The sequence below is a fragment of the Salimicrobium halophilum genome, from assembly GCF_900100295.1.
GTDB lineage: Bacteria > Bacillota > Bacilli > Bacillales > Halobacillaceae > Salimicrobium > Salimicrobium halophilum.
The window spans coordinates 144020-167934 of sequence record NZ_FNEV01000008.1 but is presented as its reverse complement, the minus strand read 5'-3'; the positions used below and the strand labels follow the sequence as shown (position 1 = coordinate 167934).

Annotated in this window: 26 protein-coding genes; 8 read left to right on the top strand and 18 right to left on the bottom strand. The window is 47.0% G+C overall.

Annotated features, from left to right (window positions below; translation table 11 throughout):
• Positions 1-68 precede the first annotated feature (68 nt).
• The 8 genes from BLQ44_RS12970 to BLQ44_RS12930 all read right to left on the bottom strand — a co-directional run bounded on the left by BLQ44_RS12970 (position 69) and on the right by BLQ44_RS12930 (position 8821).
• On the bottom strand, positions 69-380 hold the full coding sequence (locus tag BLQ44_RS12970) for a hydrolase (protein ID WP_093194331.1): 312 nt from the start codon (positions 378-380) through the stop codon (positions 69-71).
• Positions 381-558: 178 nt separating this feature from the next.
• Positions 559-1335, bottom strand: a complete 777-nt coding sequence (locus BLQ44_RS12960; RefSeq protein WP_093194329.1) for an IucA/IucC family C-terminal-domain containing protein — start codon at positions 1333-1335, stop codon at positions 559-561.
• 74 nt (positions 1336-1409) lie between these two features.
• Positions 1410-2489, bottom strand: coding sequence for an o-succinylbenzoate synthase (gene menC, locus BLQ44_RS12955; RefSeq protein WP_245688169.1), 1080 nt, complete (start codon positions 2487-2489; stop codon positions 1410-1412).
• Positions 2476-3924, bottom strand: coding sequence for an o-succinylbenzoate--CoA ligase (locus tag BLQ44_RS12950; RefSeq protein WP_093194328.1), 1449 nt, complete (start codon positions 3922-3924; stop codon positions 2476-2478). Before BLQ44_RS12950 ends, menC begins: the two co-directional genes overlap by 14 nt.
• A 121-nt stretch (positions 3925-4045) precedes the next feature.
• Positions 4046-4864, bottom strand: a complete 819-nt coding sequence (gene menB, locus BLQ44_RS12945; protein WP_093194327.1) for a 1,4-dihydroxy-2-naphthoyl-CoA synthase — start codon at positions 4862-4864, stop codon at positions 4046-4048.
• A 48-nt stretch (positions 4865-4912) separates the two neighbouring features.
• Positions 4913-5704 (bottom strand): 2-succinyl-6-hydroxy-2,4-cyclohexadiene-1-carboxylate synthase, encoded by a 792-nt coding sequence (gene menH / locus BLQ44_RS12940; RefSeq protein ID WP_093194326.1) that lies wholly within the window; start codon positions 5702-5704, stop codon positions 4913-4915.
• Positions 5685-7430: a 2-succinyl-5-enolpyruvyl-6-hydroxy-3-cyclohexene-1-carboxylic-acid synthase gene (gene menD / locus BLQ44_RS12935; RefSeq protein WP_093194325.1), complete on the bottom strand. Its 1746-nt coding sequence runs from the start codon at positions 7428-7430 to the stop codon at positions 5685-5687. Before menD ends, menH begins: the two co-directional genes overlap by 20 nt.
• Positions 7427-8821 carry an isochorismate synthase gene (locus BLQ44_RS12930; protein ID WP_093194324.1) on the bottom strand — a complete coding sequence of 465 codons (1395 nt, stop codon included), beginning with the start codon at positions 8819-8821 and terminating at the stop codon, positions 7427-7429. The genes menD and BLQ44_RS12930 overlap by 4 nt, the downstream gene beginning before the upstream one ends.
• 172 nt (positions 8822-8993) lie before the next feature.
• Here BLQ44_RS12930 and BLQ44_RS12925 point away from each other — a divergent pair, with 172 nt between their 5' ends.
• The 3 genes from BLQ44_RS12925 (at position 8994) to BLQ44_RS12915 (ending at position 10813) form a co-directional block, all read left to right on the top strand.
• Entirely contained in the window at positions 8994-9938 is a 945-nt protein-coding gene (locus BLQ44_RS12925) for a 1,4-dihydroxy-2-naphthoate polyprenyltransferase (protein ID WP_093194323.1), read from the top strand.
• Positions 9939-10036: 98 nt separating this feature from the next.
• Entirely contained in the window at positions 10037-10423 is a 387-nt protein-coding gene (locus BLQ44_RS12920) for a PaaI family thioesterase (protein WP_176757517.1), read from the top strand.
• 18 nt (positions 10424-10441) lie between these two features.
• Positions 10442-10813, top strand: coding sequence for a TraR/DksA family transcriptional regulator (locus BLQ44_RS12915; RefSeq protein WP_093194322.1), 372 nt, complete (start codon positions 10442-10444; stop codon positions 10811-10813).
• Positions 10814-11082: 269 nt separating this feature from the next.
• Here BLQ44_RS12915 and BLQ44_RS12910 read toward each other — a convergent pair whose 3' ends face one another.
• The 4 genes from BLQ44_RS12910 to BLQ44_RS12895 form a co-directional block, all read right to left on the bottom strand.
• A complete protein-coding gene (locus tag BLQ44_RS12910) occupies positions 11083-12144 on the bottom strand; it encodes a M20/M25/M40 family metallo-hydrolase (protein ID WP_093194321.1) in 1062 nt (353 codons plus the stop codon).
• 36 nt (positions 12145-12180) lie between these two features.
• Entirely contained in the window at positions 12181-12585 is a 405-nt protein-coding gene (locus BLQ44_RS12905; RefSeq protein ID WP_093194320.1) for a YugN family protein, read from the bottom strand.
• Between the two features lie 76 nt (positions 12586-12661).
• A complete protein-coding gene (locus tag BLQ44_RS12900; RefSeq protein WP_093194319.1) occupies positions 12662-14002 on the bottom strand; it encodes a glucose-6-phosphate isomerase in 1341 nt (446 codons plus the stop codon).
• 322 nt (positions 14003-14324) lie between these two features.
• Positions 14325-15491, bottom strand: a complete 1167-nt coding sequence (locus tag BLQ44_RS12895) for an iron-containing alcohol dehydrogenase (protein WP_093194318.1) — start codon at positions 15489-15491, stop codon at positions 14325-14327.
• A gap of 111 nt (positions 15492-15602) precedes the next feature.
• Here BLQ44_RS12895 and BLQ44_RS12890 point away from each other — a divergent pair, with 111 nt between their 5' ends.
• Positions 15603-15833 carry a DUF378 domain-containing protein gene (locus tag BLQ44_RS12890; RefSeq protein ID WP_093194317.1) on the top strand — a complete coding sequence of 77 codons (231 nt, stop codon included), beginning with the start codon at positions 15603-15605 and terminating at the stop codon, positions 15831-15833.
• Positions 15834-15876: 43 nt separating this feature from the next.
• On the opposite strand, the gene yugI is transcribed toward BLQ44_RS12890, so the two are convergent.
• The gene (yugI, locus tag BLQ44_RS12885) at positions 15877-16263 is read right to left on the bottom strand and encodes a S1 domain-containing post-transcriptional regulator GSP13 (RefSeq protein WP_093194316.1); all 387 of its coding nucleotides are present in this window, start codon (positions 16261-16263) and stop codon (positions 15877-15879) included.
• A 313-nt stretch (positions 16264-16576) separates the two neighbouring features.
• Here yugI and BLQ44_RS12880 point away from each other — a divergent pair, with 313 nt between their 5' ends.
• The gene (locus BLQ44_RS12880) at positions 16577-17749 is read left to right on the top strand and encodes a MalY/PatB family protein (RefSeq protein ID WP_093194315.1); all 1173 of its coding nucleotides are present in this window, start codon (positions 16577-16579) and stop codon (positions 17747-17749) included.
• Positions 17750-17795: 46 nt separating this feature from the next.
• Here BLQ44_RS12880 and BLQ44_RS12875 read toward each other — a convergent pair whose 3' ends face one another.
• Positions 17796-17978 carry a hypothetical protein gene (locus tag BLQ44_RS12875; RefSeq protein ID WP_176757519.1) on the bottom strand — a complete coding sequence of 61 codons (183 nt, stop codon included), beginning with the start codon at positions 17976-17978 and terminating at the stop codon, positions 17796-17798.
• A 99-nt stretch (positions 17979-18077) separates the two neighbouring features.
• Between BLQ44_RS12875 and BLQ44_RS12870 the strand changes: the two genes are divergently transcribed.
• Positions 18078-18458: a kinase-associated lipoprotein B gene (locus tag BLQ44_RS12870; protein WP_093194314.1), complete on the top strand. Its 381-nt coding sequence runs from the start codon at positions 18078-18080 to the stop codon at positions 18456-18458.
• Positions 18459-18834: 376 nt separating this feature from the next.
• On the opposite strand, the gene BLQ44_RS12865 is transcribed toward BLQ44_RS12870, so the two are convergent.
• Positions 18835-20013, bottom strand: coding sequence for a cation:proton antiporter (locus BLQ44_RS12865; RefSeq protein ID WP_093194313.1), 1179 nt, complete (start codon positions 20011-20013; stop codon positions 18835-18837).
• 3 nt (positions 20014-20016) lie between these two features.
• Positions 20017-20508 carry a cation:proton antiporter regulatory subunit gene (locus BLQ44_RS12860; RefSeq protein ID WP_093194312.1) on the bottom strand — a complete coding sequence of 164 codons (492 nt, stop codon included), beginning with the start codon at positions 20506-20508 and terminating at the stop codon, positions 20017-20019.
• A 174-nt stretch (positions 20509-20682) separates the two neighbouring features.
• Here BLQ44_RS12860 and deoD point away from each other — a divergent pair, with 174 nt between their 5' ends.
• A complete protein-coding gene (deoD, locus tag BLQ44_RS12855) occupies positions 20683-21393 on the top strand; it encodes a purine-nucleoside phosphorylase (RefSeq protein ID WP_093194311.1) in 711 nt (236 codons plus the stop codon).
• A 103-nt stretch (positions 21394-21496) separates the two neighbouring features.
• On the top strand, positions 21497-21973 hold the full coding sequence (locus BLQ44_RS12850) for a divergent PAP2 family protein (protein WP_093194310.1): 477 nt from the start codon (positions 21497-21499) through the stop codon (positions 21971-21973).
• Positions 21974-22039: 66 nt separating this feature from the next.
• On the opposite strand, the gene BLQ44_RS12845 is transcribed toward BLQ44_RS12850, so the two are convergent.
• Both BLQ44_RS12845 and BLQ44_RS12840 read right to left on the bottom strand, forming a co-directional pair.
• Positions 22040-22348 (bottom strand): YuiB family protein, encoded by a 309-nt coding sequence (locus tag BLQ44_RS12845; RefSeq protein ID WP_407690376.1) that lies wholly within the window; start codon positions 22346-22348, stop codon positions 22040-22042.
• Positions 22349-22481: 133 nt separating this feature from the next.
• A complete protein-coding gene (locus tag BLQ44_RS12840) occupies positions 22482-23702 on the bottom strand; it encodes an NAD(P)/FAD-dependent oxidoreductase (RefSeq protein ID WP_093194308.1) in 1221 nt (406 codons plus the stop codon).
• Positions 23703-23915: the final 213 nt, after the last annotated feature.

The following is a 23915-nucleotide window of genomic DNA, read 5'->3' as shown; positions in this document are numbered from 1 at the left end:
TGGCCACTTTCTGTTAGTAAGCTCAGCGATAGTTATCAGCTGAATTCAAAAAACAGGCGGAATTCCGCCTATTTTTTTAACACACCCATACCTTCGATCGTCGATTTTGTTTCTTCATCTCCTAAGTCATGCACCAGCGTAAACGCCCACTCCATCAGGTCATCGTACTCGTCGTTCGGCAAGTCTTTGTGATAGGGAACAAACGGGATATGAGATCGGAAGAAGGATCGTTCATCCGCGTTCTGCATTTCATCGAACATCTCCCTCAGCTCTAGCACTTCCTCTTCCGTTGCATGAATAACGAAGTCATCATTGTTAGCATCATGGTTCACTGAAATTTCCCTTGTCCCCATATTTACGAAATACTTTTTACGCTCCATTCGACCACACTCCTTTTCTCTTAGAATGCACAGCCGGAGCGGTATTATGAACAAAAAAAAGGAACGCTTTTCGAAAGCGTCCCTCCATAAGGAAATAAAAATTACAGACAATCTTAAGTCTTACCGTATCTTCATTATACCTTATTTTCAGTAAAAATATACCGTTCATTATAATAAATTATAAATTTTTTAATTCATCCATCCTCTTCAGGTGAGGACAGACCTTGCAAAACGTGCTGTCTTCATGGAGTCGATAGGACAGACAGCAGCACTTCCGCTCCCTGGCTCCCGTCGGCAGAACAGGCTGGGATTCAAAATAAGTGAAAGGATTCTTCTTCTCTCCGAAAGGCTCTCCATCCAACTCCTCCACAATAAAACGAAAATCTTCTCTCAGACGCTCCAACTCTGCCCCTTCATACCATTCCGGTAATTTCCTTTCGTACAGCCAGTATAGGTAGATCGCGACATTCTCCCACAGAACTTTTTTGGAGACACGCGTCGTCTTGTGGATGTGGAAGAAAATCGGAGCAAGATGATCACGGAATAGCTGGCGCATATTCTCTTCTATCCAAGCTTTTCGATTCTCCTCTGGAGATATCGTCGTTTTGTCTTTCAGGTAGTATTTCGGAAACCACTTCGGATTTTCATCGATACGTACATACTCCACATTGGCAGGAGAAACGTCCGGAAATTTATCGAATAGCGTCATCAGAACTATCGGTACTGTAATGGCATAGTATCCGAAACGCTTTCCGAGGAAAGATCCTGTTGTCAGAAACGACTCGGATTCAAGGTATATATGAAGATGGTTCAAGGCTTTCTCAGTACCATCTCTCGAGAGCAGGCTCTCGGCATTCAGTCTTTCATATACAGGTTCGTCTCTATGATCTTCCGTGAAATATCGAAAATGTTCATTCAGGAATTTCTCTTCGTCTCTTGTAATTACTGACTTCATGTTCGTCACCTCTTCTGTTCACTTACAAGTTTAGAAAGAAAAGAGTTTTCTGTCAATGAATTTGAGAATCATTTTCAATATGTAAAAGTATATCGATCCAGCTCCATCCTGGATATAACTTCCATGTCCGGTTCTACTCCTATACCTATGCCTTGCGGAACATCGATATATCCGTGGTCCATACGTATAGGAGTTTTCAATATATCCTGCTCGAAATAACGATCCGACCCCGACAAGTCTCCCGGAAGCGTAAACCCGGGCAAAGAGGCGAGAGCCAGACTGTGCGCTTTCCCGATACCCGTCTCTACCATTCCTCCGCACCAGAGAGGAATATCATTTTCCATCGCCAACTCATGAATCGATAAGGCTTCCGACCAGCCTCCCACCCGGCTTATCTTTATGTTGAAGATTTGCGCGGCCGCAAGCGCATATGCCTGCTCAGCATCGGCGTAACTTCTGATCGATTCATCCAGACAGATCGGGGTCTGCATTTTTTCCTGAAGCATCCGGTGCAAATAGAAATCCCCTGGACGGAACGGCTGTTCAATCATGAGAAGGTTCAGATCATCGAGGTTGAGAAAAGAATCAATAGAATCGTACGCACCATTTCCGTCAATCATGAGCGGAAAATCCTTATCGTTCTCTCTTAAAAGTGCTAACTGTTCACGTTCCCTGCCTTTTTCCACTTTCACTTTCGCACGCTGAAAGCCGGCATCTTTCACCTTATCAAGCTCTTCCGAGGGATCACCAGACAGACTTATAACACCACCGGCAGCCACTTTTTGCCGGTCTCCGCCTATGAATTCCGAGAGGCTTACATTGTTCTGCTTCGCGAGCAAATCGTACCAGGCCTGCTCTATCCCCGCTTTAGCCATGGGGTGCCCCTGGATTGTATCGAACAAAGGGGAAAGCGAGTTTCTCCTATTGATATAAGGCAACAAGTACGTTTGTGAAATGTGCCAGGCCGTTTTCACCGTTTCTCCCGTATAAAAGGGAGAAGAGAAAGCAGAAATCTCTCCATACCCTTTCCGACCGGATTCATCCGTCAATTCGACGATGATTACTTCCCGGCTCTCAAGTTTCCCGTGAGCAGTCGTGAACGGCTGTTTCATCGGCACATCAATATGATAGAGGTTCGCTTCACTCAAGTTCATCCAGATCACCTGCTTCGACCATTTCCACTAATCTTCGTTTCAATACTTTATTGGAGGCGTTTCTCGGCAGTTGGGGTACCCGGAAGATATAGGCAGGGTGCTTATAACGGGCCAATCCGTGTTTACAGCGGGAGATGATCGCCTCCCGCTTCACGTTTCTTCCGGAAACAAAAGCAGCCGGGACTTCTCCCCACGTTTCATCGCTCACTCCTGCAACCGCGATTTCTTCCACTCCTTCTACACCGGCAAGCACGTTCTCGATTTCAGCAGGGTAAATATTTTCTCCCCCTGAGATGATCATTTCCTTTTTACGGCCGGATACGTATAAGAATCCTTCTTCATCGAGATATCCCATGTCCCCCGTAGCGAAAAAGCGTCCCTGTCGCCGTTCTTTTTTATAATAGCCTTCTGATACCATAGGTCCGGCTACCATGATTTCTCCGACGTACCCTTTCTCTGCTTCAATGTACAAAGATGCTGTAGCTAACGCCTTACCTGCAGACCCGAGCTTCCGAACAGCGTCCTGAGGTGCTAATGTTGCAATCTGAGAAGTCGTCTCCGTCATGCCGTAGGTCTGGAATACAGGAATATTCTTATCCTGCGCCCGTTCTAATAAATGTTTCGTCGCCGGTCCCCCCCCGAGCAGAAAGCAGCGAAAAGAAGACGGGATATCCTCTTTGGCGACCACATCGATTAACCGCTCCAGCATAACGGAAACACCGGAAATCATCGTAACTCCCCGTTCTTTCATGCTACGCAGAACTTCATCTTCCTCAAAGGATTCATGGAATTCGATAGTCATACCATAAATGACATTTTTCATAAGGGTCGAGAATCCGCTTATATGAAAAACCGGAAGATTGAGCAACCACTTATCATCCTGGGTAAGACCGAGATTCAGGGCGGAACTGATGGCACTGAACCAGTGATTCCCGTATGTATGCAGAACCGCTTTCGGATTTCCCGTCGTCCCGGAGGTGTACATCATCGTGAATACTTCATCCAGGTCGATCTCTTCTTTCAAACCAGGAACAGTCGCCTTTCCCTCAAGATCTGAAAAGGAAACGACTTGCAGTTCTTCCCGAAGGCTCTCCACCTTGTCCGACTGGGAAGGTTCAAAAAGGAGGAGGCTCGCCTCTGCATCATTCACCTGATAAAGGAGCTCCTGAGATGTGAGACGTACATTCAGAAGTACGACTCTCGCTCCGAGGTAACTGAGTCCATAGACGATTTCCATAAAAGATGGATCATTCGGGGAGAGTATGGCGACATGATCCTTCTCCCTCACTCCCATGTTGTAGAGAACGCCTGCCATCTCTTTGCTTCTCCTTTCCAATTCTCGAAACGTAACGAACGATCCATCCTTGTATTCGACAGCCGACTTGTCCGGCTGAAGAAACGACTGCTTGCTTAACCAATGCGGCATGACTGTCATGGAAAAGTCTCCTCTCTATCATTTGAAATTACTGGGCATTCTTTCATACCTGCGCTCTTTCACTTGCACTGCCTGTACAAACAAAAGAGCGCCTGTATTCAGACGCTCCTTCCTTCTCGACTTATGGGAAACGCGGGAACTGATCGAAGTCAGGTTTGCGTTTTTCCTTGAACGCATCTCTTCCTTCTTTCGCTTCCTCCGTTGTATAGTACAATAGCGTAGCGTCTCCACCCATTTGCTGAAGACCGGCAAGACCGTCTGTATCTGCGTTGAAAGAAGCTTTGAGGAACCGCAGAGCAGTCGGAGACTTCTCGAGCATCTCTTTACACCATTGAAGTGTCTCTTCTTCCAGACGATCTACAGGTACGACCGTATTGACGAGACCCATATCCTCCGCTTCTTTAGCAGAGTACTGGCGGCACAAGTACCAGATTTCACGGGCTTTCTTATGACCGACGATACGTGCGAGCAGTCCCGCACCATATCCGGCATCAAAGCTTCCGACTTTCGGGCCTGTCTGACCGAATACAGCGTTGTCCGCCGCAATCGTCAAGTCGCAGACGACGTGCAGGACGTGACCGCCACCGATGGCATAACCGGATACCATCGCAACGACAGGCTTCGGAATGACACGGATCAGACGTTGAAGATCGAGCACGTTTAGACGTGGCACTTCATCTGTCCCTACATAGCCGCCGTGGCCTCGTACTCTCTGGTCTCCCCCGGCACAGAATGCATCATCTCCGGCACCGGCAAGAACGATGACTCCTACATTGGAATTGTCACGGGCACGTGTGAATGCATCGATCAATTCACGAACCGTAAGTGGTGTGAAAGCATTGCGGACTTCCGGGCGATTGATCGTGATTTTGGCGACCCCTCCGTAAGTCTCATATAGAATTTCTTCATATTCATGTTGCTGAACCCATTCTACAGACATGAAACGTCCTCCTTTATATGTAACTCTTAATTAACACTTCCTAGGGAATTATATCATGAATTGCCGAACGATTTCAGAGAAAATGTCCGGTTTTTCTAAATGCGGAATATGTCCGGCATTCTTCACGAGGTGCAACTGTGCTTGTGGAAATATCTCTGCCATCTCTTCATTCAACTTCTTATATTTGGCATCTTTCTCCCCCGCTATAAGGCATACGGGCTTATCAAGAGTCTTCAGATCATCCCAAAGAGAAGGTTGAACCCCTGTCCCCATCCCCTCGAGAGAAGCGATCAGTCCACTTCCATCATTAGCGAGCCGTTCTTTGCGAAGAGAATGTCGGCGGGAAGCAGGCAATTCTTTGATGGACTCAAATAGAGGCAACTCTTCCCACTTATCGGTAAAAGCTTCTATGCCATGATTCTCCAAGAGATCGATGACATTGCGATCTTTCCGTATCCGTTCCTTTCTTTCTTCCACAGTTCGAAGCCCGGGGGAGGCACTCTCGAGTATAAGTCTGTCTACCATGTCCGGATACATGGAAGCGAAAAACAGAGCCGTCCTCCCTCCCATCGAATAGCCGGCGACAGAGAGTCTTTCTATGTTCAACTCCTGGAGCATCGCTTTCAGATCACAGGCTACTTCTTCCATAGATAGGACTCCGATATCTCCCGTTTTGCCGTGGCCCGGCAAGTCCACCCTTATCATACGGAACCCAGGGAGATGGCCCTTCACTTCTTCCCATATGTTCGTACTTCCGGTGAACCCATGAAGAAAAAGGAGCGGTGGTCCCGAGCCCTCATCCTCTACCCAATATGTCCGATCATTCACTGTGAGATTCATCGTTTCCCACCTTGTCCCGTACTTTTTCGTCCAACAGTGTCCATTTATTCCGGTGATAAGCTACGTGCGTCTCCCTGCTCACAAATGCCTCGACGACAGATAGACCCTTTTCCTGTGATGCTTCCTGAAAAGCCTGAACGAACTCTTGTCTCGTCCCGACTTTTCTGTGCGTCCCTTTGTACATGTGGACAGCGTGACTAAGGTCCATATCCAGGGGAGTTCCGAACAGCGTTTCGTAGTGCTCAGGATGACTGGCTTGAGGAAGATAGGAAAAGATTCCTCCTCCGTTGTTATTGAAAAGAACAATCGTCAAATCCAGACCATACCGTTTAACAGCATGCAGGCCGTTCATGTCATGAAAGAACGACACGTCCCCGGTGAGAAGAGTCACTCTGCGACCTCCTGCGGCGAGACCTGCCGCTGTCGAAGTGACACCGTCAATGCCATTCGCTCCTCGATTCGCGAATATGGAAATATCCTTATCCACCGCCGGGAAGAATGTATCGACATCCCGGATCGGCATACTGTTTCCGACAAATAGAAGAGACCCAGGGTCAAGCAAGCCTGAAACTTCATGTACCGCTTCCCCTTCATACAATTCGTCTTTTCCCTTCTCCAGCATGACTTCTGCTGCTTCGCTGTCCAGTTCTTTCATATTCTCAAGAAAAGTGTCGCTTCCGCTTTCCACCAGAGGGAGGAGGTCCTTACAGAATGATAGAGGATCCGCCCATATGAATTCCGTAGATACCCCTGCAGGTTCGCGGGAACTTACGTCACTGTCGACGACATACATATCTGTGTCTTCTGTGCGCTGAACCCACTTCAGGTAGGCTTTAGAGACGGGCATAGCGCCGAAGCGGATCACATAATCCACATCCTCCAACCAATCACCGAAGCGTTCAGAACGAAAAAGAGAATCGTAATGCGTAATGACATTCGTTTTCGAAAAACTCCCGGCGCGCATTTGGGATAACGGATCGGCGAATACAGGCGCACCCAACTTCTCTCCAAGTTTTGCAATCCATTCTGCAGCATGCGGATCTGTCTGGGGTCCACATACGATAAGACCCTTTTCTTCACCGCTGAATCGGGTTGCATAATCAGTGAGCTCAGCCTCCTGAAGCATGCGGACGCCTCTCTTCGGCTCTGGAAAAACCGTATCTCCCCGCCACAGTCCCTCTAAAGTAAAGTCGGGCATAAGCGGTTCGCGGAAAGGAAAGTTCACCTGTACCGGGCCTGCGTGCCCCCGTAAAGCTTCTTCTACAGAGCGGGCTGCCTGTTTTCTGGCATACAGCTCTCTATTCTCTTCAGGAATGAGCATATCGTGAAACCATTTCGCATAGTCCCCATACATGTGAATCTGGTCGATGGCCTGAGGCGCTCCGACGTCACGCAATTCGTGGGGGCGATCGGCAGTCAGGACAATCAGAGGTACTCTGCTGTAATAGGCTTCAATAACGGCAGGAAAGTAATTGGCAGCAGCCGTTCCGGACGTACAGATCAGTGCGACCGGCTCCTGCTTTTCCTTAGCCAGTCCGACGGCAAAAAATCCAGCTGATCGTTCATCCAGCTGGACCCAGTGCCTGATTCCATCGTATTCTGCCATCGTCACAGCAAGCGGCGTAGAGCGTGAGCCGGGAGAAATGACCGCATGCTTCACTCCTGACACAGCCAGCTGATCGATGAAGTGAGTCGTATATCTTGTCAAATGTTCCGTGTAACTCATTCTTTTCCTCCTAAAACGGCCAACATAGGTTTAAACTTAACCATCGTTTCCTCATACTCCGATTCAGGGTCAGAGCTCTCTACAACCCCGCACCCTGCAAATAGGGATGCTTTATTATCATGAAGGAGAGCAGAACGGATAGCCACAGCGAATTCTCCGTTTCGTCCGCCATCGATCCAGCCGATCGGACTCGCATACCATCCTCTGTTCATCTCTTCATGATTTTTGATATATTCCACCGCTTCCTGTTGAGGCAGACCTCCGAGAGCCGGTGTAGGATGCAGATCCTTCACTACATCAAGAAGAGAGTATCCTTCTTTCAACCTGGCCTTCACAGGTGTATACAAATGTTGCAGGTTGCGCAATTTGTAAAGGGAAGGCCCCTCAGGTACGTCGACTTCTTCGGCATACTGTTCAACGGCACTACGGATCATCTGGACAACGTAATCGTGCTCGACCCGATTCTTCTCATCCTGTAAAAGTTCGTCGCCGAGTTCGTCGTCTTCATCCTCTGTATCTCCCCGGAGAGTCGTTCCTGCAAGACAGGCCGAGAACAATTCATCATGTTCAACTTTTACAAGCCGCTCCGGGGTAGCTCCGACAAAGTAGGCACCTCCGTGCTCGTAGCAGAATACGTAGCTGGCGTTCTGCATTTCAGAAAGGTCCTGCAACACTTTCGTGATGGAGGCGGGAGCATCGAACGTCAATCTCACTTCCCGAGCCAGTACCACCTTTCTGAGAGATCCTTTCGTAAGATCTTCCGTCGCTTCTGCAATCGTCTGTTTCCATTCTTCAGGGCGTACCTCTTCAATCTCTTCGAGGCGTACAGACACCCCTTCTTCCTCCACGGGGTGAAGCAGCCGTTCTTTCTCTTCTTCGACACTCATCGAAATCTCCTCTACGTCTTCCTCCGGCGTAAGTAGAAGATTCGTCGTCAGGTATGATCCCTCGCGGTCATTCGTCAGTAGAAATTTCGGAATGGTCATGTTGCTGTTCGGAAATGTTTCCCACGGCTCTCCGGCAACGGAAACCTCGCAGAAGCCGAAGCCTCCAAGTGCTACAGCTCCCGTTCCTTTCTTATCGGAAGGGTTCCATGACCGCACGCGATTCATCCATCCAAGAAGGTCCTTTTCCATAGCGGGGAAACGGTCCTCCCCTTCTTTCGTTATACTTACAGCACTGCTGATTCCAACCAGTGTGAAGTCTTCATCCGCACTCTTCCAGAAATGACGGTGTTCATCTATCTGTTTCCCACTTTCGAAAAATGCAAATGGATCCATTCCCTCTATCTTCTCAGTGACACTCAATAGTAGGGACTGTCTGGTTCTCTGCGCTTCTTTATGAACTTTGCGTATTTTATCTTCTATATGAAAAGTCTTTACTTGTAGCATAGTTTTCCTCCTATCCACAGGGGACAGCTTGGCATATCTTCTTCTATTTTATTCTCTTTTATCCCGCGACTCAAGAAATCCGTAGACAATCCTCTAAAATATTACATAGATTGACACCACCTGGCTGTTTGCCTAAACTTAGAATGACATTACTGAAAAGGAGAGAAGCTTCATGAGTTCGGGTTCAACTAACGACATCCAGGCTTCTCTGAATGAGCGCGGCGGCTTCCATGTCTGGTGGCGATTATTACGCCCCCATACGCTGACCGCTTCTTTCGTACCTGTCTTCGTAGGTACGATGGTCGCTGTCGTAGACCGGAATGGCACAATCGCCTTCGGTCTTTTTCTTGCCATGATGCTGGCGTCGATTCTCATTCAGGCAGCAACCAATATGTTCAATGAATATTACGACTACGTCCGGGGCCTCGATAACGAGGAATCCGTAGGCATCGGAGGTACGATTGTACGTGATGGCATCCGCCCGAAAACGGTCTTATTCCTCGCATTATCTTTCTTTGCCATCGCAGTTCTATTAGGCGTCTATATCTGTATCTTATCGAGCTGGTGGATCGCTGTCATCGGATCCGTATCCATGATGATAGGATACTTGTACACTGGAGGACCCTTCCCTATCGCTTATACCCCTTTCGGTGAACTTGTAGCCGGGTTTTTTATGGGACCTGTCATCGTGGGTATCGCCTATTATATCCAGGCAGGAGTGATCAACTGGGGAGTGATCGCGATTTCTATCCCGATAGCCATCTGTATCGGAGCCATTATGATGGCTAACAACATCCGTGATAGAGCGGGGGATGAAGCAAATGGAAGGAAAACGCTGGCCATTCTTTTGGGGCATGAAGGAGCTGTCACTTTCCTGGCTGCGAATTTCATCCTCGTTTACGCTTTGACGATTCTCTATATGTTCCTCGGCATGCTGCCATGGTGGTCACTGATCTCCCTGTTGAGCGCCGTCCATGCGATAAGAGCTGTTAAGAGTTTCTCCGGCAAGGGAAGTCCTGTAGAGATGATGCCGGCAATGAAAGGCACGGCACAGACGAACACATTTTATGGAATGTTACTCGGAATATCATTGCTAATATCTGTATTTTTGGGATAATGAAAAGGTGGGGTCTCCCCATCTTTTTTTAATGAAGAAAGCTACATACACAGGTTTGATTCACAGAAGTAAGGGAAAACTGGAAAGGAATGATGTTCATGAAAGAGATGTTAACAAACACTTTAATGGAAACACTGGGGATGGAAGTTCTTCAGGCGGACCCTCAGAAAGTCCGGATGTCCATGCCTGTGGATACCAGGACTCATCAGCCGATGGGTTTCCTGCATGGAGGAGCTAACGTGGCTCTGGCTGAATCTGCCGCAAGTATCGGCGGTTTCCTCAACATCGATACACAGAAGCAACAGGTTTTCGGTATCGAGATCAACGCCAATCACATCAAAAGTAAACGGGATGGTCTTGTATATGCTACTGCTACCCCTGTACACCTCGGAAATCGCACGATGGTATGGTCGATAGAGGTTACAGATGAAGAGGAACAGCCACTTTCTGTATCACGGTGCACGCTTGGAGTCGTCCCCCTATAAAACGTAAGGAGGATATCGATGAATTTATCTGAAGAACAACTGGACTATTTTAAAAATAGACTACTAGAAATCAAAGATGAAGCCGAAGAAGAGATGGAGCGTCATCACGAGTACTACGAAAACGGAGAATACTCGAAAGACAACACCGGAGATATTTCCAGTGTGCAGGACCACCCTGCAGATTCCGGTACAGAAATGCACGAACAAGCCAAAGAACAGACCCTTTTTGATGCGGCAAGAGAAAGGTATATGGCTGCTGTCGACGCTTTGGAGAAGATAGAAAAAGGAACGTACGGAGAGAGTGAAATTTCCGGAAAAGACATTCCTCTAGAACGTCTCGAAGCGATGCCGACAGCCCGGAACCGTGTCGACGAAGAGGAAGAAGCGTAAATAACAGAGCGACCGATGGCATTTTGCCGATCGGTCGCTCTTTTTATAGCTGATGAAAGGGTAATAAGACGAAAATTGATTCGTCAGGAAGAAAAACATCCCGTAATTTAAATTATGAGACACTTTCTATGAGACGGAGCTTCGAATTCATCGGATACCAAATAATATGAAGTGTTTTCCTCTCTTCTCGAACGAAAACTGTCCCATAACCGCCCACACCCCTCTACATAGGAAGACCACCGGTTACCACCCGGCGGTCTCCTCAACTTCTATTTCAGATCCAAAGGGTTCAGACTCTCTGTCCCATCCATGTTTCTGATGAACGTCACCAGCAGTTCAATGCACTGTTCGATATCCTCGAAACTTGCCGTCTCTACAGGGGAATGCATGTACCTTAACGGTAAAGACACGAGACTTACCGGCACTCCTTTTCCTGTCAGACGCATACGATCGGCATCCGTACCGGTGGCTCTTGAAGTCAGTTCGTATTGGACAGGAATACTCCTTTGTTCAGCGGCACCCTCAAGCATCGCGTTCATATTCCGGTTGATCGGAGCTCCTTTGGCCAGCACAGGGCCTTCTTCAAGTTTCACATCTCCATGCTTTTTCTTGTCCACACCAGGGTAATCCGTAGCGAACGTCACATCACAAGCAATCGCCATCGTCGGCTCGATTCCGGCTGCCGCAAAATAAGCACCGCCCATATTCGTCTCTTCATTCACCGTACTCGCCGCGTACACACCGACGTTCACTTCTTCGTCAGCCAGGCGTCTGATCACTTCTCCTACGATGAACTGGCCGGTCCGGTTATCCAGACCTCTTCCGGAAACATAGCGGTTCATCATCACTTCAGGCGTTCTTTTATAAATCGCGAGGTCACCGATCTGAACATATTTCTCCACTTCCTCTTTCGATTTCGCTCCGCAGTCGATGAACAGATCATCGAGCTCGAAATCCCCTTTCAGCCCACCATGGTGCTGGGCATTCACTCCGATCACACCGGACAGGTTGCCGTGTGCTCCCAGAATCTCCACTTTCATTCCGACTGCCGCTTTCGGATTAACGCCACCCATCTTGTAGATATAGATGTAGCCGTCGTCACCGATCCGGTTCACGACGAGCGCAATTTCATCACAGTGCCCCGCAAGCATCACTTTAACTTCAGCTTCCGGATTTTTCACCGCAATTACATTCCCTGAATTGTCCGTCCGTACTTCATCTGCATAAGGCTTCATCGCCTCCATCCATTTATGCTGGATTTCCATCTCATAGCTTGATGGTGAAGCCGTATTCAATAGTTCCAGTAAAAAGTCCGTATTTCTTTCTGTCATATGTACCCTCTCCCTTCCCTCTTATCATAGCAAGTTTCATTCCATCAGCAAAACTTCCGCATGCTCCAATACCTGTTTCCCTTGCTCAATCTTTCCACTGTCTACCGCTGCATCCTTGTCCGTAGGGTTCTGGAACTGATCGAACATACCCCGGATCGCTCCTCCCTTCGCATCTATGTCGTTCCCAGCTTCGTACTGATGTTTCAGAAGGAAGGGGCAGGTAATTGTTACGTGACCTCCACTTTCTTCCCCTTCGAAGTCTTCGGCTGCAAAAGGAATGCGGAGCACTTCGATCGCGGGTTCCGTCTCGAGAACGTAGTCGAAATATCCGTGTTCCGTATCCCAATTCGAAGCGAGAACAAACCCCAGTTTCTCCAGGGCTTCCTTCACTTCTTTGAACATAAATTCACGGCCTTCAAGCTGTGAAGATAGCTTTTCCATACTGAATCCCTCCTGTCTTTCAGTATGCCCGTAAAATAAAAATGCTTGCACCAGTCGGCGCAAGCATTTCTTTTCATTATAGACGTTTTTCCAGTTCTTCTTTTTCTTTTTCGAAGCCAGGCTTACCGAGAAGGGCGAACATATTCTTTTTATATGCTTCCACTCCCGGCTGATCGAACGGATTCACACCGAGAATGTAGCCACTGATGGCACAAGCTTTTTCGAAGAAGTATACAAGATACCCGAACGTATAAGCATCCATCTCCGGTACGTGAACGATCAGGTTCGGTACGTTACCATCTGTGTGAGCAAGCATCGTCCCCTGATACGCTTTTTCGTTCACTTCAGAAATCGTCTTACCTGCGAGATAGTTCAAACCGTCCAGGTCGTTGTCTTCCGCTTCGATCGTATAATCTGACTTCGGAGACTCAACATGAAGTACCGTCTCGATCAGATCTTTACGACCATCCTGGATAAACTGTCCAAGAGAGTGAAGATCCGTGGAGAAGTTCGCTGAAGCAGGGAAGATCCCTTTCTGGTCTTTTCCTTCGCTCTCGCCGAAGAGCTGCTTCCACCATTCGGAGAAATATTGAAGCGCCGGCTCATAGTTGACGAGCATCTCAATCGATTTTCCTTTATTGTAGAAAACGTTACGCACCGCCGCGTACTGATACGCAGGATTATTTTCAAGCGAATCATCGGCAAGCTCTTCGCGTGCCTTGTCTGCGCCTTTCATCATGTCCTGAATGGAAATGCCGGCCGCTGCGATCGGCAGGAGACCTACGGCTGTAAGTACGGAATAACGGCCACCTACATCATCCGGTACGACAAAGCTCTCGTAACCTTCTTCGTCTGCTAACGTTTTAAGCGCACCTTTTTCTTTATCTGTCGTTGCATAAATGCGTTTCTTCGCTTCCTCTGTTCCATATTTCTCTTCCAGGAACTTACGGAAGATACGGAAAGCGATCGCTGGCTCCGTCGTCGTACCACTCTTGGAGATTACGTTGAGGGATACGTCTTTATCTTTGATCAGTTCTAGAAGATCGTTGATGTAAGCCGAACTGATATTGTTTCCTACGAAGAATACCTGAGGTGTATCACGGTTATCTAGCTCATTATAGAAACTGTGCTGCAACATCTCGATAGCCGCGCGCGCTCCCAGGTAAGAGCCACCGATACCGATCACCAGAAGCACATCAGAATCTGATTTGATTTTCTCTGCAGACTTCTCGACACGGGCGAACTCTTCCTTATCATAGTCTCTTGGAAGATCGAGCCATCCCAGAAAGTCATTACCTACGCCTGTCCCTTCGTGAAGCGCACGGTGAGCGAGCGTTACTGCATCCTGCATATAGCTTACTTCATGCTCTCCCATGAAAGTAAGGGCCTTGTCATAGTCAAAACGTACGTGTGTCATACCTTTCCCTCCCGGTCGTCATTATGTTCTCTTTTTTTACTTTACAGAATCAAAGAATGTAAATCAAGCGCGCCTCTCTCAGTAAACGCTTTCTTCTTCAGATAAAATTATGAAGTGGTTTTTCCTACCAGACACAGAAAACCGTGGCATATCTTAAGGAACCCGATATTTTTCATGAAAAATGATGGCAATATGTATGAAATACAGAATTATTAGATATTTTTTCTTCAGCGTTCTGAAAAACCGTCTCATAACACGCAGGAACTACCTTATAATTACAAAAAACCGGCAGGGCTCCCTGCCGGTTCATACAATCTTCATCTTATTTGGAAAGCTCCAAAATACGGTAAACATCCTCTTCCTGAAGCTGAGAGAAGTTGCCGAACGGTCCGCGTTTCATCGCACGATCGACAATCGTATCGAACTTCTCGTCCGTGATCTCATAATCAGCCAGTGTTTCCGGTGCACCGAGAGAATTCCAGAACTTCCTCAATTCTTTCGCGCCTTCAAGACCTGCTTCTTTCTCGGAAATCCCTTGTGTCTCGACACCGAACACTTTCTCTGCAAGCCGGGCGAAACGATGTGTCTGTACGTCCACATTGTGCTCCATCCAGTTCGGGAACAGGATAGCCAACCCACCGGCGTGCGGGATGTCATACACCGCGGAGACAGCATGTTCGATATTGTGGGAGGCCCAGTCCCCTTTGTAACCCATCTGCATCATGCCGTTCAAGCCGAGAGTGCCTGCGTACATGATCGTTTCACGATGATCGTAATTGGATAGGTCTTCAAGAAGCTTCGGTGCCGTATCGATAATCGCACGAAGCACCCCTTCGATCATTTCATCCTGTACGGGAGACTGTGTCTCTTCATGGAAATACTGTTCCATCAAGTGCGTCATCATATCGACGATACCATATACGGTCTGATCTTTCGGTACAGTCACCGTATTCTGAGGATCGAGAATCGAGAATGTCGGATACGTATAAGGAGCAGCGCCCCATCCGTATTTTTCATTCGTTTCCCAGTTCGTAATGACCGATCCGCCGTTCATTTCACTCGCTGTAGCAGCCATCGTCAGTACGGTTCCGAACGGAAGAGCGTCCTGCGGAACTGCTTTTCTCGTAACAAGGTCCCAGGCGTCTCCATCATATTTCGCACCTGTAGCGATCGTCTTCACTGCATCAATGACACTCCCGCCACCGACAGCAAGGATAAAGTCGATGTTGTGCTCGCGGCATAAGTCTACACCTTTATGGACAGTGGTAAGCTTCGGGTTGGGTTCGACTCCGGAGAGTTCCGTAACCGTTACTCCCTTTTTATTCAATTGCTCCATGACCTGGTCATAGACGCCGTTCTTTTTGATGCTTCCTCCTCCGTATACGAGGAGCACGTTCTGTGTATGTTCCGGTAAATGATCATTGAGTGACTCCACCTGATCTTTTCCGAAAATCAACTTCGTTGGATTATGAAAAACAAAAGACTTCATGACTATTCCTCCTTTGGCTTCGACTACATTATGACGGACCTGGTCAGCTTTCTCAAAAGAAATGCATGCGTCAGCCGAATAGGTGCAAACTAATCTGAGGAGGTGGATCATATGAACACATTGCAACGCATATCCCTTATCGTCATATTAATCGGGGCCATCAACTGGGGCCTGATCGGCATATTCCAATATGATCTGGTAGCAGGTCTATTCGGAGGCGGGGAACAGATGAACCCGGTAGCAAGAACGATATATACCCTAGTAGGTCTCGCAGGTATCATCGGTTTCTCTTTTTTCAACTGGGGACCGAACGACAAAAAAGAACCAGCTATGGAATCGTAGCATTAAAAAAATCCGGAGCCTTTAAGCTCCGGATTCCTTGCTATTAGTTGCGATATTTTTTACGGTCGTCGGACTGTTTGATCCAGTCTTCAAGCTTATCTTTCAATGTGTTGAAACCAGCTTGATCTTCCTTCTGCACTGCTGCCTGTTGGTTCCTTTGGTTCTGCTTAGGCGCGCGCTTCGGAGCTTCCTGTGTCGCACGGATAGAAAGAGAATATTTATTCTTCGCTTCATCGATGTTCAGAATTTTAACCTCAACTTCGTCACCTTCAGATAGATGCTCGTTGATATCCTTAACGAAACCGTGTGTTACTTCAGAAATGTGCACGAGACCTTGAACCTGATCGTCCAAAGCGACGAATGCACCATACGGTTGAATTCCTGTAACTTTACCTTCTACAACTTGACCTTCTTGAAACTTCTCTGACATACTATACAACTCCTGATTTAATTATTGTTCGTATCTTTTCACGCAATTACTGATTATAGCACAAGCCTTCTTATTATTCAAAAACAGTTTTCCTAAACTTTTTTTGAAAAAGATGTTTAACTATATGTTTCAGCGGCTATATTGTGTAATGTAAGACTTTCTCGTATTCCCCCTGTGTTAGCAAAGCGATACATATTGTTGTCGCTTTGCTCTTTTTTTGTGCTTTTTTAAGGATTATGAGCCACGACAGTTAACAAACCTCTTCCGTTTCCGTTAAGATATACGTATATCAAAAGTGAATGAGGTGAAGAGATTGACGAATTTCGAAGATGTAATCGAACGCAAAGGTACGAGATCCGTGAAGTGGGATTTCGCTGATATGCTATTCAAAAACGAAGGCGTTCTTCCGATGTGGGTCGCCGATATGGACTTCCAGGTACCGGAAGCCGTCACGAAAGCTCTTCAGGACAGAGTCTCCCACGGGATTTTCGGCTATACCATGCCTGATGATGAAGTGAAACAGACCATTGTGGATTGGGTAAGCAACCACTACGACTACAAAATAGAAAAAGATTGGATCTTCTATAGCCCGGGAGTCGTGCCAAGTCTACATATGCTCGTCCAGGCTCTCTCCGAAGTAGGCGACCACGTTCTGATCCAGACACCGGTATACCCGCCTTTTTACAGTATTGTGAAGAATCATGGACGCCACATCGTCAAAAATCAGCTTACGTTCGACGGAGAACGCTATGAGATCGACTTCGATGATTTCGAACAGAAAATTGAAAAAAATAATGTATCCTTGTTCATCCTTTGCAGCCCCCACAACCCTATTGGACGCGTATGGACGAAAGAAGAACTTCAAAAAATGGCGGATATCTGCCTGAAACATGGAGTGACGATTCTTTCCGACGAAATCCATGCCGATCTTGTTCTCGGTGAGAATGAGCACACATCCATCGCTTCGTTATCTGAGGATATCGATGAAGCCACCGTTACGTGCTATTCACCGACGAAGACGTTTAACCTGGCGGGACTTCAAGCTTCTTATGTCGTAGCAAAAGATAAAAAGAAACGCAAGCGCCTTGAACGACAGTTCCATGGCCAGGGCATCAACATGCTGAATACGCTCGGGCTTACTGCACTCGAAGCAGCTTACAGAGACGGAGAAGAATGGCTTGAAGGTTTACGTGAGAAGTTGGCTGAAAACGTCACTTACGCACGCGATCGCCTGCACAAGGAAACGGATTCGATTCGGGTCATAGAACCTGAGGGCACGTATCTTCTCTGGCTCGATTGCCGTGGTCTTGGACTCGAGCATGAAGAACTGAAGACATTCATGCAGGAAAAAGCGAAGCTTGGACTTAACGACGGAGCTTCCTTCGGAGAAGAAGGAAAAGGGTTCATGCGGATGAATATAGCCGCTCCAAAGGAAACCGTAGTTGAAGGGGTAGAGCGTCTTATCCAGGCTGTACAAAAAGCATAGAATTCTATATAAGAAGCCCCGTCACTCTCGACGGGGCTTCTTTCAGCTATTCTCTTTCATAATAATGAGGATCATCTTTCAAGTGATCGGGCAAATGATCCTCTTCTTTTTTAGAAGCCTTCATAAATATATAAACGGTCGCAACAGCAGCTGCCATGAATAATGCAAGCATCAGCAATGCCGGAATATACTCGGCCTTGTCCTGAGGAAAATACAGAAAGTCCATCATCACGTACCACTCTCCTTCTTCGCTTATTATAACAAAGAATGGACGAGGATGGCAGGAGATGTGTTATCATTCGGTAAGAAAGAAAGGAGTCGAAGTCATATGGAAGATGTACAAGTCGGAGACACGGTAAAAGCTTTTTACAAAACAGGAACATACATAGGAAAAGTGAAAGAAGACCGGGGAGCCAAGTTTCTCGTAGAAGTCCTCGCCGTCCACACTCACCCGGCCCAGGGAGATCTGCACAATCCGGGCCAGACGGAAGAAGTGTTCTTTCATCAGCGAAAAGCACTCAGTCACCACGAAAAGGCGAACGTAGACAAAAAAGCGGTCCATCCGTTCGATGGTGAAATTCCTGAATATGAAGAATCACTGAAACAGTCCGTCCAGAACTTCAAGGAAAAACTCATGCGCCGCGACACCGAATTCAACCAGAAAGCCCTTCATCAACTCGAGGACTTGGAAACTCAGTATTTTAAGTAAGGAGTGTGGAATCACCCCGCTTAGAAACCTAAGTCATAAGTAGCCCGGTCACAAAAAGGCGCTCTTCCTTTTTTGATCCGGGCTACTTATGGCTCGGGTTTCTGGGTGATGCAACTGGACCTGTAAGAAAAGCGGAGAAGAGCGTTTAGAAACCTCAGTCATAAGCATTTCTTGCTGCCCCGGCTTTATCCTGTATTTTTTTCATTCAGATCATACGAAACACCTCATTCTTCAGCATTTCATATATTTTCACATCACATTCTTCAAAAAATACCTCATTAAGAAATTTATACGGTAGTTTTGATGTTGCAGAACAGTAAAACCACCTCATATCCCCCCTCATCTAAACAAAAAAAGCAGAGAAGGACTCCCTTCTCTACTCTCCAGGTACTTTCAGATTCTTCTTTTTCTTCACCGGCTTCCCGTAGACCATGTTCGTCAACCTGGGCGCTTGTTCAAACAACACCATACCGATAAAAGCCGCTATCACTATATACATACCACTGAACACTTTCAAGGTCCCGGTAGCCACTGCAGCAATAACCACGGAAAATTCTCCTCTTGAACACATGGAAAGTCCTCCACGTAAGGAAGCTCGTCTCGACAGTCCGTACAGGGGTCCTCCTATGACACCAAGCAGGATCTTCGCACAGATGGACCAGAGAAGCACGACCGCCAGGAGACCAGCCATGGGTACACCGTCTCCGAGCTCCACCGTTGTTCCGAAGTATATAAAAAATGTGGGAAGAAACAAATCTCTGATAGGAAAAACGGTCTGTTCCACTTTTTCAATCCTGCCGATTTCAGCAAGCATCATTCCTGCAAGAAAAGCTCCCAGCACCTCGGATAATCCTAAGTATAAAGCCAGCCCAGCGTAAGATAGCGAAATACCGATAAGCAGTGCTATTTTGAAATCCTGGTCCGCAATTCTGTCGAGAAATATTTCAAACCGTTTGAACACTGTCTTCCCGAGGATGATTGCCCCGAGGGTCAAAAGTAAGATCTTCCCGATAAGTATTCCGAAAGCCCCGGCTGTAAAAGCATCTCCCGTACTCATGCCCACAAGCACAGCCACGACAATCGGTGCAACGACATCTTCGAAAATAAGAATCGCCAGCATGAATTCCGTTTCTGCGTTTGCCATCCGTTCCCGATCATCCAGTAATTTTGCTGTGATAGAGGAACTCGTAGCATAAGCGATTCCTCCGACAAGAAGACTCGAGAAAAAGTCAAGCCCGAAGCCTATCGCTATCAGAGTCGTCACCCCGAGGCTTAGAAAAACATCCAGCAACCCGGCCGGCCAGACTTTTTTAGCTATGCCTCCGAGCCTGTTAACGTTGAACTCCAGACCGAGCAGGAAGAATAATAGGACAATTCCGATCTCTCCTGCAAAGTATAGTAATTTGTTATCCGTAAGTACATCCGCCAAGATGATCCCGAGCAGTATGTACAGAATGACATTGGGTAATTTGATTTTTATACTCAAGTATCCTAGATAAAATATTCCAAGCAGTATCAGCCCTGCTCCCAGCAAGGACGGAAATTCCGCATGCACAGGTTATCCTTCCTCTCCTTGGCACATCGCCTGCAGCACATCCAGCTGCTCCTGTTTGCCGATAGCCATCAACACATTCCCTGGTGAAAGCACCTGATCCGCTTCCGGAATGGCGATGGTTTCATCCCCTTGCACAATGCCTATAATCGTAGCACCTGTACGATTTCTGATCTCAGACTCTTCAATCGTCTTCCCTGCAAGTACAGATTCAGCTCTCAGCTCAATCCAGTCGATGACGATCGAGTTCTTGAACATCTTCAACTTATCCGCACTCACCGGCTGGTAAGTAGCACCAAGAAATTGTGCTCCAAGCTCACGTGTTTCATCTGCTGTCAAATCAATGGCAAAATCCGCCTCTTCGTTATCGGCATCATCAAACAGGTATAGTTCCCTTTTCCCTGTGTGATGAACGATAAGCACTATTTGACTATTTTCTGCCGTTTTGAAACTGATTTTCTGTCCGATTCCCGGCAATTGGGAAACTGAAATATTCATTCCGCTGCCTCCTTGACAAGCCGTTCGTCCTATTCAGATACCCCTGACATATGTGACGAAACTTATTTCTATTGATACTTATATTGTAGCAGTCCCCCAGGTATCAGTCATTTGTTTTATAGAAAGCGTTATGATAATTTAGATATGAGTGAAGGAATATAAGGAGGCGTTTTAATGACAACACATATTGGAGCTAATAAGGGAGATATCGCTGATAAAATACTATTACCGGGAGACCCGCTTCGTGCCAAATATATTGCGGAGAATTTTCTCGAAGATGCTGTATGCTATAACGAAGTACGTGGAATGTACGGATATACCGGTACATATAAAGGGGAAAGAGTCTCCGTTCAGGGAACAGGTATGGGTGTACCCTCCATCTCCATTTACGTCAATGAACTGATGGAAGCTTATGACGTACAGAAGCTTGTACGCGTAGGTTCCTGTGGAGCGATCCAGAAGGATGTTAACGTGCGTGACGTCATCCTGGCCAACACTTCTTCCACGGACTCCAGCATGAACCGTTCCACGTTCGACAATGTTGACTTCGCCCCGAGCGCAGATTTCAACCTATTGAAGAACGCTTATGAAGTCGGTGAAAAGAAAGGTATGAACCTTCACGTAGGTAATGTATTCACCAGTGACCAGTTCTACCGCGATAATGCCAAAGAATTTACGCAGAAACTTGCGGACTATAACGTACTCGCAATAGAAATGGAAACGACAGCTCTTTATACACTGGCGGCGAAATACAACCGTCAGGCACTTTCTGTACTGACAGTAAGTGACCATATCCTTACGGGAGAAGAAACGACTTCCGAAGAACGTCAGACGACTTTTACAGATATGATGGAAATCGCACTGGATGCCGTAATCCAGGACTGATCTTCCTTTTGAGAAGAAACCTCCTCATTGCAGGAGGCTTCTTTTTTCAAGTATAATAGTTTTACCATTAATCAAGTTTTCTGAGAAAGGCTGACGGACGACTATGGAGATCCTCTACAACTTCCCTCTCTGGGCAGCACTTCTTGCGATTGTAGTCGCTCAGGGTATCAAAATTCCTATATCATTTATTGCGTCGAGGAAAATCGACGGCAAACTCGCTTTTTCCACAGGCGGCATGCCCTCGAGTCACTCCGCTGCCGTTACTGCACTGGCTACAGGGGTAGGTGTGGAACAGGGTTTCGATTCCACGATGTTCGCTGTGGCCACCGTCTTTGCGATCATCGTCATGTTCGATTCCACCGGTGTAAGACGTCAATCGGGGGAGCAGGCTATCATGTTGAACATCCTGCTGAACGATTTCCATCGGTTTGTGGAGCAGGCCAAAGGATGGGGCACGAAAGAAGAATTCGAAAAGCGTGAAGAAATCAAGGAAATGCTCGGTCACCAGCCGATAGAGGTCTTTGTAGGAGGAGTCTTCGGGGTTGTGCTGACTTTTTTCGTACATTACCTGGCATACTGAAGGGGAAGGCAGACGCCTTCCCTTTTTTAATGCAAAATAAAAAAGCATCCGAACCTCTCAGATGCTTTAGAACATTTGATATCCTTTTTTACGAAGGAGACGGATAACCATCCCCGCAACCACCGTGCCTGCGAACCCGCTCACCAAAATAATGATATCAAAGATACTCAATGATAAAATGGTGGACCAGACATCACTGATCGCTCCTCCGGGTTCTCTGAAATACCGGTTCAACGGAAAGTCATCCACAATCAGGAAAACGATTGCCGGATAGACGAACAGCATGAACCACGACATCCGCAGGATCATATTAAGTAAAAACGATATGCCGAAAAACAATACGAAAAACAGTAAGATGGAAACCGCAAACTGCACAATATCCAATTCTCTTCCCCCTACTCTCACTACATACAAGCCTCATTGTAGTACTACTATAATAAAAGCGCAAGCGCCTCGGTCTTTCCCTAAAAAAAGCAAAGGCCCAAACGTGAGCCTTTGCTTCCTGATATTATTTGAAGAAGTTGAGTTTCCCTTTTCTAAGCACAAGTCCCGGGCCACCAAGTTTCAACAGGTAGCGGTTGTCGATGATTTTCTTCATCGCTGTCGCGGACCAGCCGTAAATCTTCTTATCGTCGAAAATGACACCGATCGCGTCGTTGTGTCCAAGAGAAGCGACAGTACCCTGAATGTTCGGTGTGAACGGTTCAAGATGGTCATTTCCTTCAACGATACGCTTCAGGTTCTCAGCTGTATGTTCTGCTTCCTGGATAGCGATCTGAGCTGTCGGTGGATAAGGACGCTCTGTCTCTTCGTTCATGATAAGGGCACAGTCCCCTACGATGAAAACATCGTCATATCCGTTCGGGCGAAGATCGTCGCGTACTGGTGTACGGCCACGGTTGGATTCGAATCCAGCCTCTTCGACGAGCGTGTTACCGCGTACGCCTGCAGCCCATACGACTGTGTTGGTAGGAATCTCTTCGATCTCTTCATCCTGTTCGTACACAAGCTTGTCCGATGTAACTTCTTTGATCATCGCACCGATTTTGAATTCAACGCCGCGAGCTTCAAGGGAGTTCATCGCGTACTCGACAAGTTCAGGGTCGAAACCTGGAAGTGCTGTCGGAGCAGCCTCTACGTTGATGATACGTACGTTTTCGCGTGGCACGTCGTATTCTTTACAAAGTTCAGGGACACGGTTGGCAAGCTCCCCTACGAACTCGATACCTGTGAATCCTGCGCCACCTACAACAAGGTTCAGACGTTCCTGCTTCTTGTCTTTTTCATTGTTGTACTTGGCGAAGTTGTATTCGATGTGCTGACGGATCAGACGGGCACTGTTAATGCTGTTGATCGTGAACGCATTCTCAAGAAGTCCCTGGATTCCGAATGTAGCCGCTTCGAAACCAAGACCGATCACAAGGTAGTCATACGAAAGTTCATCATTCAGAAGGGATACTTTCTTATTATCCGGGTCGATTCCGGTAACAGTATCCTGCACGAAGTTGATCTTGTTCGTATCGATGACACTGTCCACTTCCATTCTCGTACGATCATGATGAAGGGTTCCGGCAGCATTCTCATGCAACCATGTCGTCTGGTAATGGTAGCTGTGCTTGTTCACTAGCGTAATGTTCGCATTGTCGGCACTAAGCTTCTTCTGCAGCTTAGCGGCAGTCATGATCCCACCGTAGCCGGCACCTAAAATAACGATATTAGGTCTGTTCATTTCCGATCACATCCATTTTAAGATTTTTTGAGCCTATGCTTGTGACATTTTTCACACACTCGGGCACAAATGTAGATAGCTATAAAAAATTGTCACGATTTCGTAATATGTCTCAGATAACATATTAGCTTTTTTTTCATTGTTTTTCAACCTTTCACTTGCGATTCTTTCAATAATTATCTATTGTTAGTAATGTGCGAAGAAGTATGAAAA

What these genes read in the sequence shown, in the direction of transcription:
- BLQ44_RS12915 (WP_093194322.1), top strand. Translation starts at nt 10,442, where the DNA reads ATGAATTTATCTGAAGAACAACTGGACTATTTTAAAAATAGACTACTA.
- BLQ44_RS12930 (WP_093194324.1), bottom strand. Translation starts at nt 8,821, where the DNA reads ATGCTACAAGTAAAGACTTTTCATATAGAAGATAAAATACGCAAAGTT.
- menH (WP_093194326.1), bottom strand. Translation starts at nt 5,704, where the DNA reads ATGAATCTCACAGTGAATGATCGGACATATTGGGTAGAGGATGAGGGC.
- BLQ44_RS12910 (WP_093194321.1), bottom strand. Translation starts at nt 12,144, where the DNA reads ATGACAGAAAGAAATACGGACTTTTTACTGGAACTATTGAATACGGCT.
- BLQ44_RS12960 (WP_093194329.1), bottom strand. Translation starts at nt 1,335, where the DNA reads ATGAAGTCAGTAATTACAAGAGACGAAGAGAAATTCCTGAATGAACAT.
- menB (WP_093194327.1), bottom strand. Translation starts at nt 4,864, where the DNA reads ATGTCTGTAGAATGGGTTCAGCAACATGAATATGAAGAAATTCTATAT.
- BLQ44_RS12895 (WP_093194318.1), bottom strand. Translation starts at nt 15,491, where the DNA reads ATGAAGTCTTTTGTTTTTCATAATCCAACGAAGTTGATTTTCGGAAAA.
- BLQ44_RS12920 (WP_176757517.1), top strand. Translation starts at nt 10,037, where the DNA reads ATGAAAGAGATGTTAACAAACACTTTAATGGAAACACTGGGGATGGAA.
- yugI (WP_093194316.1), bottom strand. Translation starts at nt 16,263, where the DNA reads ATGTCAGAGAAGTTTCAAGAAGGTCAAGTTGTAGAAGGTAAAGTTACA.
- BLQ44_RS12850 (WP_093194310.1), top strand. Translation starts at nt 21,497, where the DNA reads ATGGAGATCCTCTACAACTTCCCTCTCTGGGCAGCACTTCTTGCGATT.
- BLQ44_RS12870 (WP_093194314.1), top strand. Translation starts at nt 18,078, where the DNA reads ATGGAAGATGTACAAGTCGGAGACACGGTAAAAGCTTTTTACAAAACA.
- BLQ44_RS12900 (WP_093194319.1), bottom strand. Translation starts at nt 14,002, where the DNA reads ATGACACACGTACGTTTTGACTATGACAAGGCCCTTACTTTCATGGGA.
- menD (WP_093194325.1), bottom strand. Translation starts at nt 7,430, where the DNA reads ATGAGTTACACGGAACATTTGACAAGATATACGACTCACTTCATCGAT.
- BLQ44_RS12890 (WP_093194317.1), top strand. Translation starts at nt 15,603, where the DNA reads ATGAACACATTGCAACGCATATCCCTTATCGTCATATTAATCGGGGCC.
- BLQ44_RS12840 (WP_093194308.1), bottom strand. Translation starts at nt 23,702, where the DNA reads ATGAACAGACCTAATATCGTTATTTTAGGTGCCGGCTACGGTGGGATC.
- BLQ44_RS12860 (WP_093194312.1), bottom strand. Translation starts at nt 20,508, where the DNA reads ATGAATATTTCAGTTTCCCAATTGCCGGGAATCGGACAGAAAATCAGT.
- menC (WP_245688169.1), bottom strand. Translation starts at nt 2,489, where the DNA reads ATGAACTTGAGTGAAGCGAACCTCTATCATATTGATGTGCCGATGAAA.
- BLQ44_RS12905 (WP_093194320.1), bottom strand. Translation starts at nt 12,585, where the DNA reads ATGGAAAAGCTATCTTCACAGCTTGAAGGCCGTGAATTTATGTTCAAA.
- BLQ44_RS12875 (WP_176757519.1), bottom strand. Translation starts at nt 17,978, where the DNA reads ATGATGGACTTTCTGTATTTTCCTCAGGACAAGGCCGAGTATATTCCG.
- BLQ44_RS12925 (WP_093194323.1), top strand. Translation starts at nt 8,994, where the DNA reads ATGAGTTCGGGTTCAACTAACGACATCCAGGCTTCTCTGAATGAGCGC.
- BLQ44_RS12970 (WP_093194331.1), bottom strand. Translation starts at nt 380, where the DNA reads ATGGAGCGTAAAAAGTATTTCGTAAATATGGGGACAAGGGAAATTTCA.
- BLQ44_RS12950 (WP_093194328.1), bottom strand. Translation starts at nt 3,924, where the DNA reads ATGACAGTCATGCCGCATTGGTTAAGCAAGCAGTCGTTTCTTCAGCCG.
- deoD (WP_093194311.1), top strand. Translation starts at nt 20,683, where the DNA reads ATGACAACACATATTGGAGCTAATAAGGGAGATATCGCTGATAAAATA.